Source organism: Chryseobacterium sp. MA9, assembly GCF_024399315.1.
Taxonomy (GTDB): domain Bacteria; phylum Bacteroidota; class Bacteroidia; order Flavobacteriales; family Weeksellaceae; genus Chryseobacterium.
In genome coordinates, this window is record NZ_CP075170.1 from 1,174,650 (window position 1) to 1,190,507 (window position 15,858).

Consider the following 15,858-nt stretch of genomic DNA (forward strand, 5'->3'; position numbering starts at 1 on the left):
GATTTCACAAATTGCACAGATTATGGTGCTTATTAAATGTTTCCGTTTATTTTTCGAATAATACTTTTATCAATATAATCAGTATTGAAATTAACCAATATTCCTAATTTCAGTTTGGTTAATTTTAAGTAGGTTAAGAGCTGCTTGTGATGAACATTAATTATTTCAGGAATTGATTTTATTTCAATAATAACTTTCTCTTCAACAATGATATCAGCAATAAAACTTGAATCAATAAAAATTCCTTTAAATGTTATGGGTATTGGAACTTGAGTTTTAACGCTTAAACCGTTATTTTTTAATTCAAGTGCCAAGACTTTCTCATAAACTTTTTCTAATAAACCTGGTCCCAACTCGTTATATACAGAAAAAATAGATTTCCTGATATAAAAACTTATCTCATTTTCATTCATTTGTGTATAATTTAGTTTCTACAGTTGTACTGTAAAAATCTGTGTCGTCTGAGAAATCTGTGGGAGCAATTAAATTTATTCAAACATTTCAGCCCAGCGGACCGCTTTTATTTCATTTTCGTTATATAGATCTCCGATAGACTTTTTAACGTCTAATTTAGGGTATAAATTCACTCCGATCAGCTTTATTTTTCCTTCTTCAATCCATTGCTGTTCTTCAATAGCATGATCATAGATCTTTTTCTGAACAACTCCCTGTTTCAACAGTTCAAGATATCCTCCAGCCTCTTCTATTTCAACGAACAATGCCCATGCTTTTTCTGCAAACTGCTGGGTAATGTCTTCAATATAATAACTTCCGTTAGAAGCATCTTCAAATACATTGATGATGCTTTCATAGGCCAGGACAATCTGCTGTTTGAAAGAAATTTCTTCAGAATTATCCGTACTTCTGCTTACAAGATAATTATTGGTAAAAACAGCATCAGCTCCTCCAATCATTGCAGAAGCAAGCTCTAATGTAGAACGGATCAGGTTATTTTCGTTATCAGAAATGGCTTTATTTCTCAGTGAAGTCTCTGCAAAGATGTACGGAACTTCATCCATACCATATTCCTTAGAAAGCTGGTTGAAAACGATTTTAAAGGCTCTCAATTTTGCCATTTCAAAGAAATAATTTCCTCCTACTGCTATTCTGAAGATCAGTTTGTTTATAATTTCAGCACCATAGACTTCTATCAGTTCCTTAGCTTTTGCAAGTGCAATACCAAGCTGTTGATAAATAGCTGCTCCCGCATTCTGATGCAGAGAAATATCGACACAAATATTTCTTTTAAAGTCTTTTGCCAGTAATTCTTTTGCCAGCTGGTCGTCAATACTTCCTTCTTTTTCATTAAAAATGTCAATCAGTGAGAAATACTGATCTTCTTCTTTAGGGCTGATGTGCCCTGCAAGATCTTTGTTATTGACAAAAATAGTTTTCTGATCAAGGTTTTCTACATTCTGATCAAGGATAAATGCAAATACTTCTTCTTCGAGACTTTCATGATATCTTGCTACCAAATGGGTACTTTCTTCAACTCTGGGCAGATTTACCAAAGGCTTCTGAACCTCTGTGTAAAAAGGCTTCACTTCTATTCCTTCCAAATTCTGTTTTTCTAAAATAGAGTAAATATCCTCTGTCTTAAGTTGTTTTTTTACTAGATTTTCCCAGTTTGAAAATATATCTGTATTTGACATTAGTTTTAGTTTAAATTGTGAATTGTCAGTAGTGAGTTTTGCTTCACAAACGAATAGTATTATTAAACAAAATTAATTGACTATTCATCATTGACATTTTTGGCAAACTATTTCTTAGCGACTTTTGTGCTGTCTACCACCAAAATGAAGATCTCTTCATTTGGTTTTTTCATAAAATAGTTTTCTCTTGCGTATTTTTCTTTCTCAGACTTGTTGTTCATCAGTTTTTTATAAAAAGCATCATTTTTTTCGTATTCTTTTTTGTAAAAGTCAAGCTGCTCTTCATATTTCCTGATTTCACCATTCAGTTCATTAATTACAAGAAATGAGGTTTTATCGAAAAAAACCATCCATACCAAAAACAGACAGATCGTAATGGTATACTTGTTCAAAACATATTTCTGTATAAGTTTGAATGTTTCAGATTTCGGCTGAATGTCTTTGATAAGGTTGTTTTCTTCCATTTTTTTAATGTTTTTTCAACGAGTTTTTAATAACAGTAGTTAAAAAATCAATTGCTACAGAATTCTGCTTCATATTGGGGATAATAAGATCGGCATCATTTTTAGACGGCTCTATGAATTCCTGGTGCATTGGTTTCAATGTAGTCTGATAACGGTGTAATACTTCGCTCAGATCTCTTCCTCTTTCCTGGGTATCTCTCCTGATCCTCCTGATCAGTCTTTCGTCAGAATCTGCATGAACGAATACTTTCAAATCAAATTCTTTCAGTAATTCTTTATTGGTAAGAACCAGAATTCCTTCTACTACCAATACATTTTTAGGTTCTACAGTGACATGATCTCCTGTTCTGGAATGAGTGACAAAGCTGTAAATGGGCTGTTCAATAGACTCATTATTCTTTAAAGCTTTCACATGTTTTATTAATAGTTCAAAATCTATCGACTTGGGATGATCATAATTCAGAGCTTCTCTTTCCGTCAATGTAAGACCTTGGTTGTCATGATAATAATTATCCTGAGAGAGGATATTCATTCCCTCAATATCAAGCTGCTGAAGTATCTTGTCAACAACTGTAGTTTTGCCGGATCCTGTACCACCGGCAATTCCTATTACAAGCATTATTTTTTTGTTTCTTTATAGTTGGTACAAATATACTATTTTAGATAAAATATGACAATGTAAGTGTATTGAGAAATAAAAGATAAAAGTATTTAAGGATTAGAAGATTTTCCGGAACTCTTATCGGTCTTTGTTATTTATTACTATTTCTCAACTTTCCCCTTCGGATTCAACAAAAAAACCGGCAATAAATTTGCCGGTTTTTTATTTTATACGATTTCGCTTGTTAATTCGCGCGAAATTAATTTTTCATGCATAGGCTTCAAAACATCTATTGAGCCTGTTTTTACGGTACATTTGCCTTTGTAGTGAACCAACATGGTGCATTGCTCAGCCTGTTCCAGTGTATGTTTGCATATTTCGATCAGACAGTCTATTACGTAATCAAATGTATGAATATCGTCGTTATGCAGTACCAGTTTATACACTTCATCCGTATCATCAAGAACGAGGACTTCTTCCTCATACTGCCTCTTTGGGTTTTCGTAATCTTTTATACTGTTATAAAAATTCATTCCAACTGTTTTAAACTTCTCCAATTTTATCTGCTAAATGATCTATAGCATTGGGTTCTTCATAGACCAGTTCCACAAGTTCTACGCTTTTATTATTCATTTTCAGAATTTTGAAGTGGTAGTCCTCGAGATCAAATTCCTGGTTTTCTTCAGGGATGTCTTCCAACTCATAAAGAATGAATCCGGCTAATGAATTGTACTCACTTTCCTCTGAAAGCGGCAGTCTTTTAGGCAAAAATTCATTGATTTCGTCCAAAGGCTGCGTAGCCTGCACCCAATAAGTATTATCTGATATTTTATCAACGATTTTTTCTTCATCGTCTTCTTCATCCTGAATTTCCCCTACCAGTTCTTCCAGAATATCTTCTAATGTAATAATTCCTTCAGTTCCACCAAACTCGTCGATAACGACAGCAATATGTTGTTTTTTAAGCTGGAACGTTTTCAGTAAGTCCGAAACTTTTTTACTTTCTACGACGAAAAAGGCATCCCGCATTAAATCTTTAAGATCTTCATGATCCAGATTTCCTTTTCTTTTGACAAATTCTCTGATGATTTCTTTTGTATAGAAAATCCCGATAATATTGTCAATTGAATCAATATACACAGGAATACGGGAATACCCGCTGTCCATAATCTTATTGATGATATCATTCACATCTTCTTCAAAATCAATGGAAGTAATATTTTGCCTTGGAACCATGATCTGTTTAGCAGAATGATCAGTAAAATCAAATGCATTTTTGATAATCTCATAGTTTTCTTCCTCAATCTCTCCGCTGTCAGCACTTTGTTTTACCAAAAGCTGAAGTTCTTCTGTAGAGTGAATTTCCTGCTCGGAAGCCGGGTGAATTTTAACTAACCTAAGGAAACCATTTGACATTGAGTTCATCAACCAGATAAACGGTTTAAAAATTGTGTAAAAAACTCTCAGCGGAACGGCAGTTGCCATTGTAGTTGCTTCAGATTTTCTGATCGCAATTGATTTTGGGATAAGCTCACCAAATACAATGTGCATAATGGTAATCAACACAAAACTTGTCACTACCGAAATTGTAGTAATTGTTGTCTGAGTCAAATCTATATTCAATGAGTGGAAGATATTTTCCACCACGTGATGCAGGGCACTTTCTCCCACCCAACCAAGGGCAAGGGATGCCAAGGTAATTCCTAATTGTGTAGCGGAAAGATATTCATCAAGGTGCTTGATGATATGTTCTGCCTGTTTTGCCATAGAATTTCCTTCTGCGGCTTTTAACTGAATTTGTGAGTAACGAACTTTAACAATTGAAAATTCTGCGGCTACGAAGAAGCCATTTAGTAAAACAAGAAATAAGGCCAGCAATAGCCTGACTATGTCCGAGTCCATTTAGAGGTTGTATAAATTTTATTAGGTACAAAGATATGTAAAATAAAAATAACCTGAATCCGGGATGGATTATTTTGATTGAGGATTTTTTGAAAGAAAATATGAAGCTATAAAATACCGTTGTTTTTCAATAAAAAAAATAATTGAAGAGACACCTTCATTTCTTCGTAAAAAGTAGGTTTTTGAACAGCAAATAACAGTTTCAGCCTTGTGTAAATAAAAAGCACCGAAATTATCGGTGCTTTTAATTGTATCTTATAATAATTCTTTATGAATTTTTCAAAGCTTCTGCTCCGGAAACAATTTCCAAAATTTCGTTGGTAATTGCTGCCTGTCTTGCTTTGTTGTAGAAGATCTTAAGATCATTTCTCAACGCTTCTGCATTATCTGTAGCTTTGTGCATTGCAGTCATTCTTGCTCCGTGCTCAGATGCTACTGAATCCAAGATTGATTTGAAAACCTGAGTTTTGATAGATTTTGGAATCAAATTATCCAGGATCTCAGCTCTGTTAGGTTCAAAAATATAATCTGTTTCAACCTGCGGTTCAGTGTTCTCAGGCATTGAAATCGGAAGAAGTTTTTCTGTAGTTACTTCCTGAGTTGCTGCATTCACGAATTTGTTATAAATAACATATACTTCGTCAAATTTTCCTTCTCTGAAGCTTGTCATCACACCTTCAGTGATGTGAGCAACTGTGTCAAAGTTCAGATTATCATAAACAGAACTTCCATTAGCATATACCGCACGGTTTCTTCTTACAGCATCATATACTTTTTTACCTACCGGTAGAACTTCAATCTCATATTGAGAGTTGTTCTGGAACTGAAGGTTAAGCTCTTTTACGATAGAAGAGTTAAAAGCTCCTGCAAGACCTCTGTTTGAAGTAACAGCGATAAATAGTATTCTTTTAACCTCTCTTTTCTGAGCATATACAGAAATCTGATCAGGATCTGAGCTAGAATTTACATTCTGGATAAGCTCCTGTAATTTTTCAGAATAAGGTCTTAACATTACGATTGCATCCTGTGCTTTTTTAAGTTTCGCTGCGGAAACCATTTTCATAGCACGTGTAATCTGCATCGTAGATGAAATTGACGTAATTCTGCCTCGTATTTCTTTTAAGTTTGCCATATTGGGTTTAGTTGTTGGTTGTCGGCTGTTGGTTGCTAGTTTTAGATATTTCTGTCAACTATCAACCAACAATCATCAACTAATTTTTAATTATATTTAGAAGCTAAATCGTTAGCTGCCTGCTTAAGAACTGCTGTAATATCGTTATCGATTTTACCTGCTTTAATAGCTGCCATCGTATCAGGGTGCTTAGATCTCAGGAATGCGATATACTCAACCTGGAATTCTTTTACTTTTCTGATAGGAACATTTCTTAGCAAGTTCTCTGTTCCAGCGTAGATCATTGCAACCTGGCTGTCTACCGGAAGTGGAGAGTTTACCGGCTGTTTAAGAAGCTCTACGTTTCTTTCTCCTTTAGAGATAACTGCTAAAGTAGAAGCATCAAGGTCAGAACCGAATTTAGCAAACGCTTCTAGTTCTTTATATTGAGCCTGGTCTAATTTCAAAGTACCAGATACTTTTTTCATTGATTTGATCTGAGCATTACCTCCTACCCTTGATACAGAGATACCTACGTTGATCGCAGGACGAACCCCTGAGTTGAATAGATCAGACTCCAAGAAGATCTGTCCGTCTGTAATAGAGATTACGTTGGTTGGGATATATGCAGAAACGTCACCAGCTTGAGTTTCAATAATTGGAAGTGCCGTTAATGAACCACCACCTTTTACAATTGGTCTAAGAGATTCTGGCAAATCGTTCATTTGCTTAGCAATGTTGTCATCAGCAATTACTTTTGCAGCTCTTTCCAATAGTCTTGAGTGAAGGTAGAAAACGTCTCCAGGGTAAGCTTCACGGCCCGGTGGTCTTCTTAATAGTAGAGAAAGCTCACGGTAAGCAACAGCTTGTTTAGATAAATCATCATAAACGATCAATGCTGGTCTACCTGTATCTCTGAAGAATTCACCGATAGCAGCACCTGCCATCGCAGAATATACCTGCATTGGAACTGGATCTGATGCGTTAGCCGCAACGATTACAGTGTAAGCTAAAGCTCCTTTATCAGAAAGAGTTTTAACGATTTGTGCTACAGTAGAAGCTTTCTGACCGATAGCAACATATATACAATATACTGGCTGCCCAGCATCAAAGAATTCTTTTTGGTTGATGATCGTATCGATCGCAACAGTAGTTTTACCTGTCTGTCTGTCACCAATGATAAGCTCTCTCTGTCCTCTTCCTACAGGGATCATAGAGTCAATAGCAACGATACCTGACTGTAAAGGCTCAGTTACCGGCTGTCTGAAGATAACTCCAGGAGCTTTTCTTTCCAATGGCATTTCGTATAAATCCCCAGTAATAGGACCTTTACCATCGATAGGGTTACCAAGAGTATCTACTACTCTTCCTAACATACCTTCTCCTACTTTAATAGAAGAGATTCTGTTTGTTCTTCTTACTGTATCACCTTCTTTTACTAATTTACTTTCACCAAGTAGAGCAACACCTACGTTGTCTTCTTCAAGGTTAAGTACAATACCTTCTACATCACTAGAAAATTTCACCAACTCTCCGTATTGTACGTTTTCTAACCCGTATACACGAGCAATACCATCACCGATGGTTAAAACTGTACCTACTTCCTCAACGTTTGATTGAGTATCGAAGTTGGCCAATTGCTGTTTTAAGATCGCAGATACTTCTGCCGGATTTATTTCTGCCATTGTATGGTTGTTTTTCTTAATTTAATTGGAAATCTTTTTTAACTTGGTTCAATTTTGTCTTCACAGACGCGTCTACCTGCTGGTCACCCACTCTTAGAACATATCCTCCAAGAATTTCAGGCTTTACATTTACTTTCAGATCAAAGTTTGAATCAGCGTTTACAAGATTGGTAGATCTTAAAATCTGATCAAGGTTCTCTTTTGAAAGCGGAGTTGCTGTAGTAAGTGTTATTCTCTGTACACCACTAAGGTCTTCTACCTTGTTGATAAATTCCTGAGCGATATTTTTCAATTGGTTTTCACGTCCATGTTTAATCACCAACTTGATTAAATTCTGAGAAGAAACAGATAAACCTTTGAAAATTTCGCTTGCTACTTCTATTTTCTTTTTAGAATCGATGTAAGGAGTCATAAAAAATTTATTTAAGTCCGCAGACTCTTTCATGATCTTTACTACATCTTTCATTTCAGAAAATACAGTAGCCGTTTGACCTGACTCATTTGTGAAATCAAGTAAACCTTGTGCGTATCTTTTAGCTACTTTAGATGTAAGCATTCTTAGTTAAGGTTTGATTTGTTTAAATAATTTTGAACTAATTCGTTTTGAGCTTCGCTGTTGTCTAATTTTTGTTTCAGAATAGACTCAGCAATGTTTACAGATAAAGTACCAATTTGAGTTTTGATGTCTGCCATAGCAGCATTTTTCTCAGCATTGATAGTCTGTTTAGCAGCTTCGATCATTCTGTCTCCTTCAGTTTTAGCAACATCTTTAGCTTCCCCTACGATTCTGTCTTTAATTTCTCTAGCTTCTTTAAGGATAGCGTCTCTTTCGATTTTAGCTTCACGAATGATTCTTTCGTTATCCTCTTTTAAAGTTTCCATTTCTTTTCTAGCTAATTTAGCTTGATTAAGAGCGTCAACAATAGATGTTTCTCTGTCATTGATAGACTTTAAAATAGGTTTCCAAGCGAATTTACCTAACAAAAATAATAATGCTAGAAAAATAACAGACTGGATAATAAATAATCCTGACGAAAACTGATGAATTAATTCCATTATATAAATGTATAAATAATTATTACTTTTTTTAAAGAACCATTACCTGTAACCAACCGTCACAGATAATGGTTTGATTTTAATTAGTTTACTGCGAATAGAGCAGCAAACGCAACACCTTCTACAAGTGCAGCCGCGATAAGCATAGCTGTTTGGATTTTTCCAGATTGCTCAGGTTGTCTAGCGATAGCTTCAAGAGCAGCAGCTCCGATTTTACCAAGACCGATACCTACACCTAGTACTACGATACCAGCACCTACAATTTTAGGGATTTCCATAATATATAATTTTAAAAAATTTGTTTTACTTTAATTTATAATTTCAATTAGTGAGCAGCATGATGTTCGTGCTCGTGCTCTTCTACCGCCATTCCGATAAACAGAGCAGATAACATTGTAAAAATATAAGCCTGTAAGAATGCTACCAATACCTCTAGTAAATAAATTACCAATGTAAGGAACGGGAATGCAACACCTGCGATAAAATTCTTAAACACGTAGATCAATCCGATCAAACTCATTACTACGATGTGACCTGCAGTCATGTTTGCAAAAAGTCGGATCATCAAAGCAAATGGTTTAGTAATTGTTCCTAATAATTCGATAGGAAGCATGATCAGCTTCATTGGAACTGGTACTCCCGGCATCCAGAAGATGTGTTTCCAGTAATCTTTATTAGCTGAGAATGTTGTGATCAAATAAGTAAGAATAGCAAGGAAGAATGTCATTGTAATATTACCTGTAACATTAATTCCGAAAGGCATCAATCCTAAAACGTTAAGGAAAAGAATAAAGAAGAATACTGTTAATAAATAACCCATAAATCTCTTATACTTATGTCCGATGTTTGGAATAGCAACTTCATCTCTTACGAAAATGATTAATGGCTCTAAAAATCTTGCAGCACCTGTAGGAACTACTGATTTTTTATAAGACTTGGCCATACCTCCGAATAACACTAACATAAAGATTGACACTAATAGAATGATCAGTACACTTTTTGTAATCGAAAGATCTAATGGCTTCTCGTTAGTTGGGTGACCGTGATCATCAAGGGTTATAGTTCCCGCTGCATCAGTCTTATAGATTTTCTCATGGTGCAATACATAAAAAGAACCATCTACCTCAGTAGGCTCTCCGTGCATGAACCCTTCTTTGTTACTCATAAAAGAGTGGAAACCGTTGTCATATATAATAACAGGAAGAGGGAAACCGATGTGGTGACCATCTTTATCAACCATCAATGTGAAATCATGTGCATCCAACAAGTGATGATCGATGAACTCTTTGTTTTCTTTGCTTACTTTGTCTTTCTCTGAAAGCTCTTGAGCAGGAGCTGCCCCAGCAGTAGCCTCACCGTGCTGTGCAGACACTAAGTTTAATACAAAAATACTGTAGAATAAAACTGCGAATTTCTTAAACATTGATAGGTTTTTTTCGTTGTGCAAAAATATGATATTTTTTCTAGTTTCAATAAATTATTTTACTGTTTTTTATCATGATTAATCAGCTTGATCGCATAGTATGTAAGCAGTGCTGTCAGGACAAAATAAGGTATAATAAAATGAAATTTATAGCCAGGAATCACTTCAAAGTTCAGTTTTTTTCTGATTAAGTACATCAAACCGAATTTTAAAAGAATCAAACCAATAACAGACAATCCTAAAAATTCCGGTGCTACTCTATTGATTAAGATAATAAGAGTGATCATCATCATAAACATGACGCTTAGAAAAAGATAAAATTTAATGATCACAATTTCATCCAGGTGAAAAACAAATTTCCAAAGAGAAAAATGCACCAGGAACGTCAGAAAGAATAAAATGACAACAAGAATATTGGGATTGATTTTCATTCTAAATTTTAATTGACCGCAAAAATAGACTTTTTCTATCGTATTATAATAAGATTTGATATATATCATTTTTTCTTATCTATATAATATTACGTCCCGAACACTTTAGATATGCTAAAAATTCCTTATTTTTGCAAACCTATAATTTACAATAAATATGTTTAATAGTTTACAGGATAAATTAGACAAGGCATTACATAATATTTCCGGTAGAGGAAAAATTACTGAAATCAATGTAGCGGAAACCGTAAAGGAAATCCGTAGAGCATTGGTAGATGCCGACGTTAACTATAAAGTTGCAAAAGATCTTACTAAAAGAGTTCAGGATAAGGCATTAGGAGAGAACGTTCTTACTTCCCTTACACCGGGACAGCTGATGACAAAAATTGTTCATGATGAGTTGGTAGACCTTATGGGAGGTTCTCAGGAAGGGATCAATCTTTCAGGAAAGCCATCTGTAATTCTTATTGCAGGTCTTCAGGGTTCTGGTAAGACTACATTTTCAGGAAAGCTTGCTAATTATTTACAAACAAAAAGAAATAAAAAACCTTTGTTGGTAGCATGTGATGTTTATCGTCCTGCTGCGATTGACCAGCTAAAAGTTTTAGGCGGGCAAATCGGTGTTCCGGTTTTCACAGAAGAAGGTTCTACAAATCCTTCTACCATTGCTGAAAACGCAATTAATTTTGCAAAATCAAACGGTCATGATGTTGTAATTGTGGATACGGCAGGTCGTTTGGCAATTGATGAGCAGATGATGAACGAGATTAAATCTGTTCATTACTTCATCAAACCAAATGAAACGTTATTTGTTGTTGACTCAATGACAGGTCAGGATGCTGTGAACACGGCGAAAGCATTCAATGATGCTTTGAATTTTGACGGGGTTGTTTTAACTAAATTAGATGGTGATACTCGTGGTGGAGCCGCTTTGACGATTCGTTCTGTTGTTGAAAAACCAATCAAATTCATCTCTACAGGAGAAAAAATGGAAGCTTTAGACCTTTTCTACCCGGAAAGGATGGCAGACAGAATCCTGGGAATGGGAGACGTTGTTTCCTTAGTAGAAAGAGCTCAGGAGCAGTTTGACGAAGAAGAAGCTAAAAAACTTCACAAAAAAATCGCTAAAAACGAATTCGGTTTTGATGATTTCCTAAAACAGATCAACCAAATCAAGAAAATGGGTAATATGAAGGACTTGATGGGAATGATTCCTGGTGTTGGAAAAGCGATCAAAGATGTAGAGATCAGTGATGATGCATTCAAACATATTGAAGCTATTATCTACTCTATGACTCCTGAAGAAAGAAGAAGACCTTCTATCATCAATACTCAGAGAAAAGGAAGAATTGCCAAAGGTGCCGGAAGAAAAATCGAAGATGTAAATCAACTGATGAAGCAATTCGACCAGATGGGTAAAATGATGAAGATGATGCAGGGACCTCAAGGAAAGCAGATGATGCAGATGATGAGCAAAATGCCAAATATGCCTGGAATGGGCGGAATGGGAAAATAAAAAGACAAAATCATTCATAAAAAAACTCTCAGAAATTCTGAGAGTTTTTTGTTTTTATATAGACATCTGTTTACTTAAACTTGTATCCTACTCCCAACTGGAAGAAATTCATTTTCAGTTTTTCACCATCCACAGGGTTTTTGATCATATTAGTAAGGCCAAAGCTGTAACGAGCATCAATAAACAGCCCTTTGTATACGTTATAATCAGCACCTAAGAATAAACCGAACTCTGTAGATTTCAAACCATTATCGAAGTAATTTTCAAGGTATTTTTCACCCTCATTGATAGCACTTGGATTCGACTGAGCTCCGCTCACTTCAATTTTAGCCTTTGTATTGGTTCTGAAGCTTACATATGGACCTGCATAAAGTCCCAATTCAGGGGTTGCATAATATCTTGCAGATACAGGAACTACAATTCTGTTAAAGTGCAGCTTTTCGGTTACCGTAACACCAGAGGCTTTTACCACTGCCTTACCTCCCAGATTAGCATACTCTACTTCTCCTTGTAATGCAAATTTATTATTGAATTTATGCTCAACCAAACCTCCGATATAAAAACCGGATTTAGATTCAAGGCTTGCTCCTATTCCTCCAAAATCAACACTGTTGCTGTCAGAATTTAATGTTGACAAGGCATAACCAGCCTTCACTCCGAATGTAGTCTGTGCATTTAGACCTGCAAATAAAGCGATTGCAGACGCTAATAAAATTTTTTTCATGATTATTATTAAATAGTTTTATATTAAAGAAGCCCTAAGACTGCTATCTCAGGGCTAATGTATATATTTTATTTATTATTTTGCAAATACATATTTAACTCCAAAAGTCACTGAAGTTAAGCTGATCCCAAATTTGTAACTATCAGCACTTTTTGCACCGTCAATATCTCTTTTGTAAGTATTGTACCCGAACTCACCTATTGTTGCTTCAATTGACCAGTTCTTCGTTACGAAATAGTCCAGACCTGGTTTGATATTAACTCCAATATTGGTGTAATTATTTTTTTGTGTAAACGGAGCGGAAAGTATAGGATCTCCGCCATCACCTTCACTGTTAAAATTCAGTTTTTGCTGACCAAATTCCAATGGAACCTGTAATTGTCCGAAGATATATAATTTATCGGATAAAGTCCAGTATTTTCTCACAAATGGAGCAACAACAAATGCGTTATCCGTATCTTTAATTTCAATTGTATTAATGAATCCAAAACCACTTACGTTATATTTTGTAACAGCGCTTTTATAGCCTATTCCAAGTCCCACCGCTAAGTTATTATTAACAAAATACCCAGCTGTAGGAAGGATTCTGATCACATTATCCTTTCTTTTGGTTTCGAATTCATTCTTTTCACTGTGGTAATATCCTACCTGTCCTGAAAGATAAGACGTTCCTTTTGCAATCTGTGCGTTTGATAAACCAAAAAGCGCAACAGCGCCCATCAATACGATTTTTTTCATGATTATTATATTAGTTTTATAAAAAAAAGCCCTAAGAGTTACTCAGGGCTTTCTTGCTATATGCTTTGTTTATTATTTTGCAAATACATATTTAACTCCGAAAGTTACAGAAGATAAATTCAATCCGAAGTTATAGTTGTTTGTAGCATCACCATCTTTTGGCTTGTAGTTGCTATAACCGAACTCACCGATAGTAGCTTCGATAGACCAGTTTTTGTTTAAGAAATAATCTAAACCTGGTTTCACAGTAACACCGATTTTAGTGTATTTAGCTTCAGTAGAAGTAGAGTTTGTAACAACAGTGCTTCCTGTAGTAGCTACAGAACTGTTTTCAACCTCAGTTTTTCCAAATTGCATAGGTACAGCTAATTGTCCGAAGAAATATAACTTGTCAGATAAAGTCCAATATTTTCTTACGAATGGAGCTACAACGAAAGCTGGAGTTTTAGTTACGTTTTCGTTTACAATTGTAGTGTTTCCTAAAGTTGTAGTTGTAGTTAGGGTGTTCTTTTCAGTTTGGTAACCAACTCCTAAACCGATTGCTAAGTTAGTGTTTACGAAATATCCAACTGTAGGTAATACGTTGAAGTTTTCTCTTTTATCGTTTCCGTTGTTAGATTCTACTTGAGAATAACCAACAGATCCTGATAAATATGTAGTTCCTTTAGCAATCTGAGCGTTTGATAAACCGAAAAGTGCAACTGCACCCGCTAATAATATTTTTTTCATTTTAAAAAATTTTAATACTTTCTGAGGGCAAATTTACTGTGGTCCCCAGTAATATTAAAATTTGTTAATGTGATTAATATCATTGTTAAAATTTAGAGTATTGTAAAAATAAATCATAGTAAAGAGAAGATTTTGAGTTTTTCACAATATTATGAATAAAAAAACTCCATTTTACTAACAAGAGGCAAATATCTTTAATTTTTTAAATTTTCGTTTTTTTTCTAAAACCCTATGAATTCAGGAAAAATGCCAAAATAAATTAACCTAAAATATTAATTTTTAAGTTATTAACTCTTAAAATTCAAACATTTGTTTATAATTTGGGTTATCTTTATCTTTCCTAGTCGCTGTGAGGCCGTTATTTCAAAAATTTCTGATAAAAGATCAGTAGAGACTGCTTATTTAGTATCAAAAAAAAACTCCGGCCTTTCGGCCGGAGTTCAGGTATTTTTCAACTGTCTTTATTTGATAAAGAAATTAAATCCTAAGTTTACAGCGCCTACACTCCAGTTGTCTCTGTACCAGCCATAATCACGTCTGTTACTAATAGACTGATATCCGATGTACAACTCTCCTTTAGACATCTGGTATCCAAATTTAGGCTGTGCATAGAAACCACCGTCTACCCCATCCTTTGTAGAAATACCATATCCAAGGTCTAATCCTACAAAGATAGGAGCTCCTTTAAATTTATATTTCCCGGAAACAGCTACAGGCACAAATCCGAAATCATCAAAGTGATCTTTTCCGAAGAAGTGAGAATATCCTGTGGTTACCCCAAGGTCAAAACCTTTAGCAATATTCCACATATAAGCTGCATCCACTCCTAATGTAAATGAAGATACATCACTTGCATCAGATACAGGAACACCAATATGTCCACCAAGTTTAAAACCTTCCTGCGCTTGAGCAGCACCTCCTAAAAGTGCAAAAGCACCTAGTAATAATAGTTTTTTCATTTTTTTAGTAGCTTTGAATTATTTTGCAAAAGTAATAATTATTTTCATCATAAGAATAAAATCAGCCTACAACAAAAAAAGCAAGACAAAAATTGTCCTGCTTTTTATTATTTCTAAATAAGATTTTCAGAATTAGTTTCCTCCGAATTTGAAACCTACACCCACCTGAGCAAAGCTGTTCTTTACAGTACCTCCGCTATTATCATTAGATAGGTTAGATACTCCTAAGCTGTATCTAGCATCAAAGAAAAGTCCGTTTTCCAGCATATATTCAACGCCTAAGAAAGGTGCAAGATTTAAAGACTTGATATCTTTTTTAATATCTACATCACCAGTATCTCCTTCCATTTCTACATCAAGGAAATCTGAACCAATTACAGTTTTTTGTTTAGCAGTAAGAATAATCCCTACGTTAACACCTGCTGCTACAGAGAATCCTTCAGTAATAAAGTATTTCGCAGAAACAGGAACCAAAATAGTTCCAAAAGTAATTTTAGTCTGCTCACCAAAATACATTCCCCCTGCGTTTACTCCGTCAATTTTTTCTTTAGCACCAAGTGGTGAATACAAAACTTCTCCCTGAACAGCAAAGTTATCATTGAATTTGTACTCAGCCATCCCACCAATATAGAAAGTATATTTAGGATCCATTTTTCTTCCGTCAAGATCATCTTGCTTATCGTCCAGTTTAATGGTTGACATTGCAAAACCAGCTTTTGGACCAAATCTAAATTCTTGTGCGTTTGCACAAATTCCCATAGCAGCGACTGCTGCAATAAGTAAAAGTTTTTTCATGTTTAGTTAGTTTTTACATTTAAGGTCTGCAAAACTAATTAATTTTTTCAAATTAACAAATTTTAACTAACT

At 34.9% G+C, this 15,858-nt stretch carries 19 protein-coding genes; 1 reads left to right on the forward strand and 18 read right to left on the reverse strand.

Translation table 11 applies throughout. The annotated features are described in order from the left end of the window. Window positions 1-32: 32 nt before the first annotated feature. The 13 genes from KIK00_RS05315 to KIK00_RS05375 form a co-directional block, all read right to left on the reverse strand. On the reverse strand, window positions 33-413 hold the full coding sequence (locus KIK00_RS05315; protein WP_255815528.1) for a GxxExxY protein: 381 nt from the start codon (window positions 411-413) through the stop codon (window positions 33-35). A 75-nt stretch (window positions 414-488) separates the two neighbouring features. Then, window positions 489-1,652, reverse strand: coding sequence for a methylmalonyl-CoA mutase family protein (locus KIK00_RS05320; protein WP_255815529.1), 1,164 nt, complete (start codon window positions 1,650-1,652; stop codon window positions 489-491). Window positions 1,653-1,759: 107 nt separating this feature from the next. Then, window positions 1,760-2,116 (reverse strand): septum formation initiator family protein, encoded by a 357-nt coding sequence (locus KIK00_RS05325; protein WP_213279646.1) that lies wholly within the window; start codon window positions 2,114-2,116, stop codon window positions 1,760-1,762. A gap of 4 nt (window positions 2,117-2,120) precedes the next feature. Next, complete coding sequence (gene udk / locus KIK00_RS05330) at window positions 2,121-2,735, reverse strand: uridine kinase (RefSeq protein WP_149832385.1); 615 nt, start codon at window positions 2,733-2,735, stop codon at window positions 2,121-2,123. Window positions 2,736-2,944: 209 nt separating this feature from the next. Continuing rightward, a complete protein-coding gene (locus KIK00_RS05335) occupies window positions 2,945-3,250 on the reverse strand; it encodes an ATP-dependent Clp protease adaptor ClpS (protein ID WP_255815530.1) in 306 nt (101 codons plus the stop codon). A 10-nt stretch (window positions 3,251-3,260) separates the two neighbouring features. After that, window positions 3,261-4,619 carry a hemolysin family protein gene (locus KIK00_RS05340; RefSeq protein ID WP_255815531.1) on the reverse strand — a complete coding sequence of 453 codons (1,359 nt, stop codon included), beginning with the start codon at window positions 4,617-4,619 and terminating at the stop codon, window positions 3,261-3,263. 268 nt (window positions 4,620-4,887) lie between these two features. Continuing rightward, window positions 4,888-5,751: an ATP synthase F1 subunit gamma gene (atpG, locus tag KIK00_RS05345; RefSeq protein WP_255815532.1), complete on the reverse strand. Its 864-nt coding sequence runs from the start codon at window positions 5,749-5,751 to the stop codon at window positions 4,888-4,890. Between the two features lie 86 nt (window positions 5,752-5,837). Beyond that, entirely contained in the window at window positions 5,838-7,415 is a 1,578-nt protein-coding gene (atpA, locus tag KIK00_RS05350) for a F0F1 ATP synthase subunit alpha (RefSeq protein ID WP_047374412.1), read from the reverse strand. A 16-nt stretch (window positions 7,416-7,431) separates the two neighbouring features. Then, window positions 7,432-7,971: an ATP synthase F1 subunit delta gene (gene atpH, locus KIK00_RS05355; RefSeq protein ID WP_213279649.1), complete on the reverse strand. Its 540-nt coding sequence runs from the start codon at window positions 7,969-7,971 to the stop codon at window positions 7,432-7,434. A gap of 2 nt (window positions 7,972-7,973) precedes the next feature. Next, on the reverse strand, window positions 7,974-8,471 hold the full coding sequence (locus tag KIK00_RS05360) for a F0F1 ATP synthase subunit B (RefSeq protein WP_047374409.1): 498 nt from the start codon (window positions 8,469-8,471) through the stop codon (window positions 7,974-7,976). 83 nt (window positions 8,472-8,554) lie between these two features. Next, window positions 8,555-8,749, reverse strand: coding sequence for an ATP synthase F0 subunit C (atpE, locus tag KIK00_RS05365; protein ID WP_002979108.1), 195 nt, complete (start codon window positions 8,747-8,749; stop codon window positions 8,555-8,557). A gap of 47 nt (window positions 8,750-8,796) precedes the next feature. Then, window positions 8,797-9,894, reverse strand: a complete 1,098-nt coding sequence (gene atpB / locus KIK00_RS05370; RefSeq protein WP_149832390.1) for a F0F1 ATP synthase subunit A — start codon at window positions 9,892-9,894, stop codon at window positions 8,797-8,799. Between the two features lie 59 nt (window positions 9,895-9,953). Continuing rightward, window positions 9,954-10,325, reverse strand: a complete 372-nt coding sequence (locus KIK00_RS05375; protein WP_047374405.1) for a hypothetical protein — start codon at window positions 10,323-10,325, stop codon at window positions 9,954-9,956. 157 nt (window positions 10,326-10,482) lie between these two features. Here KIK00_RS05375 and ffh point away from each other — a divergent pair, with 157 nt between their 5' ends. After that, window positions 10,483-11,841, forward strand: coding sequence for a signal recognition particle protein (gene ffh, locus KIK00_RS05380; protein WP_047374403.1), 1,359 nt, complete (start codon window positions 10,483-10,485; stop codon window positions 11,839-11,841). A 70-nt stretch (window positions 11,842-11,911) separates the two neighbouring features. On the opposite strand, the gene KIK00_RS05385 is transcribed toward ffh, so the two are convergent. From KIK00_RS05385 to KIK00_RS05405, 5 genes are all read right to left on the reverse strand, one after another. After that, window positions 11,912-12,565, reverse strand: a complete 654-nt coding sequence (locus tag KIK00_RS05385; protein ID WP_255815537.1) for a porin family protein — start codon at window positions 12,563-12,565, stop codon at window positions 11,912-11,914. A gap of 75 nt (window positions 12,566-12,640) precedes the next feature. Continuing rightward, window positions 12,641-13,303, reverse strand: a complete 663-nt coding sequence (locus KIK00_RS05390) for an outer membrane beta-barrel protein (protein WP_255815538.1) — start codon at window positions 13,301-13,303, stop codon at window positions 12,641-12,643. Window positions 13,304-13,375: 72 nt separating this feature from the next. Then, window positions 13,376-14,032, reverse strand: a complete 657-nt coding sequence (locus KIK00_RS05395; RefSeq protein WP_255815539.1) for an outer membrane beta-barrel protein — start codon at window positions 14,030-14,032, stop codon at window positions 13,376-13,378. 461 nt (window positions 14,033-14,493) lie between these two features. Further along, window positions 14,494-14,991, reverse strand: a complete 498-nt coding sequence (locus KIK00_RS05400) for a hypothetical protein (RefSeq protein WP_213279653.1) — start codon at window positions 14,989-14,991, stop codon at window positions 14,494-14,496. 132 nt (window positions 14,992-15,123) lie between these two features. Next, window positions 15,124-15,786 (reverse strand): porin family protein, encoded by a 663-nt coding sequence (locus KIK00_RS05405; protein ID WP_255815540.1) that lies wholly within the window; start codon window positions 15,784-15,786, stop codon window positions 15,124-15,126. Window positions 15,787-15,858: the final 72 nt, after the last annotated feature.

Bases quoted from the DNA above. Each gene is read 5' to 3' on its own strand.
- KIK00_RS05315 (WP_255815528.1), bottom strand. From the start codon at position 413: ATGAATGAAAATGAGATAAGTTTTTATATCAGGAAATCTATTTTTTCT.
- KIK00_RS05320 (WP_255815529.1), bottom strand. From the start codon at position 1,652: ATGTCAAATACAGATATATTTTCAAACTGGGAAAATCTAGTAAAAAAA.
- KIK00_RS05325 (WP_213279646.1), bottom strand. From the start codon at position 2,116: ATGGAAGAAAACAACCTTATCAAAGACATTCAGCCGAAATCTGAAACA.
- udk (WP_149832385.1), bottom strand. From the start codon at position 2,735: ATGCTTGTAATAGGAATTGCCGGTGGTACAGGATCCGGCAAAACTACA.
- KIK00_RS05335 (WP_255815530.1), bottom strand. From the start codon at position 3,250: ATGAATTTTTATAACAGTATAAAAGATTACGAAAACCCAAAGAGGCAG.
- KIK00_RS05340 (WP_255815531.1), bottom strand. From the start codon at position 4,619: ATGGACTCGGACATAGTCAGGCTATTGCTGGCCTTATTTCTTGTTTTA.
- atpG (WP_255815532.1), bottom strand. From the start codon at position 5,751: ATGGCAAACTTAAAAGAAATACGAGGCAGAATTACGTCAATTTCATCT.
- atpA (WP_047374412.1), bottom strand. From the start codon at position 7,415: ATGGCAGAAATAAATCCGGCAGAAGTATCTGCGATCTTAAAACAGCAA.
- atpH (WP_213279649.1), bottom strand. From the start codon at position 7,971: ATGCTTACATCTAAAGTAGCTAAAAGATACGCACAAGGTTTACTTGAT.
- KIK00_RS05360 (WP_047374409.1), bottom strand. From the start codon at position 8,471: ATGGAATTAATTCATCAGTTTTCGTCAGGATTATTTATTATCCAGTCT.
- atpE (WP_002979108.1), bottom strand. From the start codon at position 8,749: ATGGAAATCCCTAAAATTGTAGGTGCTGGTATCGTAGTACTAGGTGTA.
- atpB (WP_149832390.1), bottom strand. From the start codon at position 9,894: ATGTTTAAGAAATTCGCAGTTTTATTCTACAGTATTTTTGTATTAAAC.
- KIK00_RS05375 (WP_047374405.1), bottom strand. From the start codon at position 10,325: ATGAAAATCAATCCCAATATTCTTGTTGTCATTTTATTCTTTCTGACG.
- ffh (WP_047374403.1), top strand. From the start codon at position 10,483: ATGTTTAATAGTTTACAGGATAAATTAGACAAGGCATTACATAATATT.
- KIK00_RS05385 (WP_255815537.1), bottom strand. From the start codon at position 12,565: ATGAAAAAAATTTTATTAGCGTCTGCAATCGCTTTATTTGCAGGTCTA.
- KIK00_RS05390 (WP_255815538.1), bottom strand. From the start codon at position 13,303: ATGAAAAAAATCGTATTGATGGGCGCTGTTGCGCTTTTTGGTTTATCA.
- KIK00_RS05395 (WP_255815539.1), bottom strand. From the start codon at position 14,032: ATGAAAAAAATATTATTAGCGGGTGCAGTTGCACTTTTCGGTTTATCA.
- KIK00_RS05400 (WP_213279653.1), bottom strand. From the start codon at position 14,991: ATGAAAAAACTATTATTACTAGGTGCTTTTGCACTTTTAGGAGGTGCT.
- KIK00_RS05405 (WP_255815540.1), bottom strand. From the start codon at position 15,786: ATGAAAAAACTTTTACTTATTGCAGCAGTCGCTGCTATGGGAATTTGT.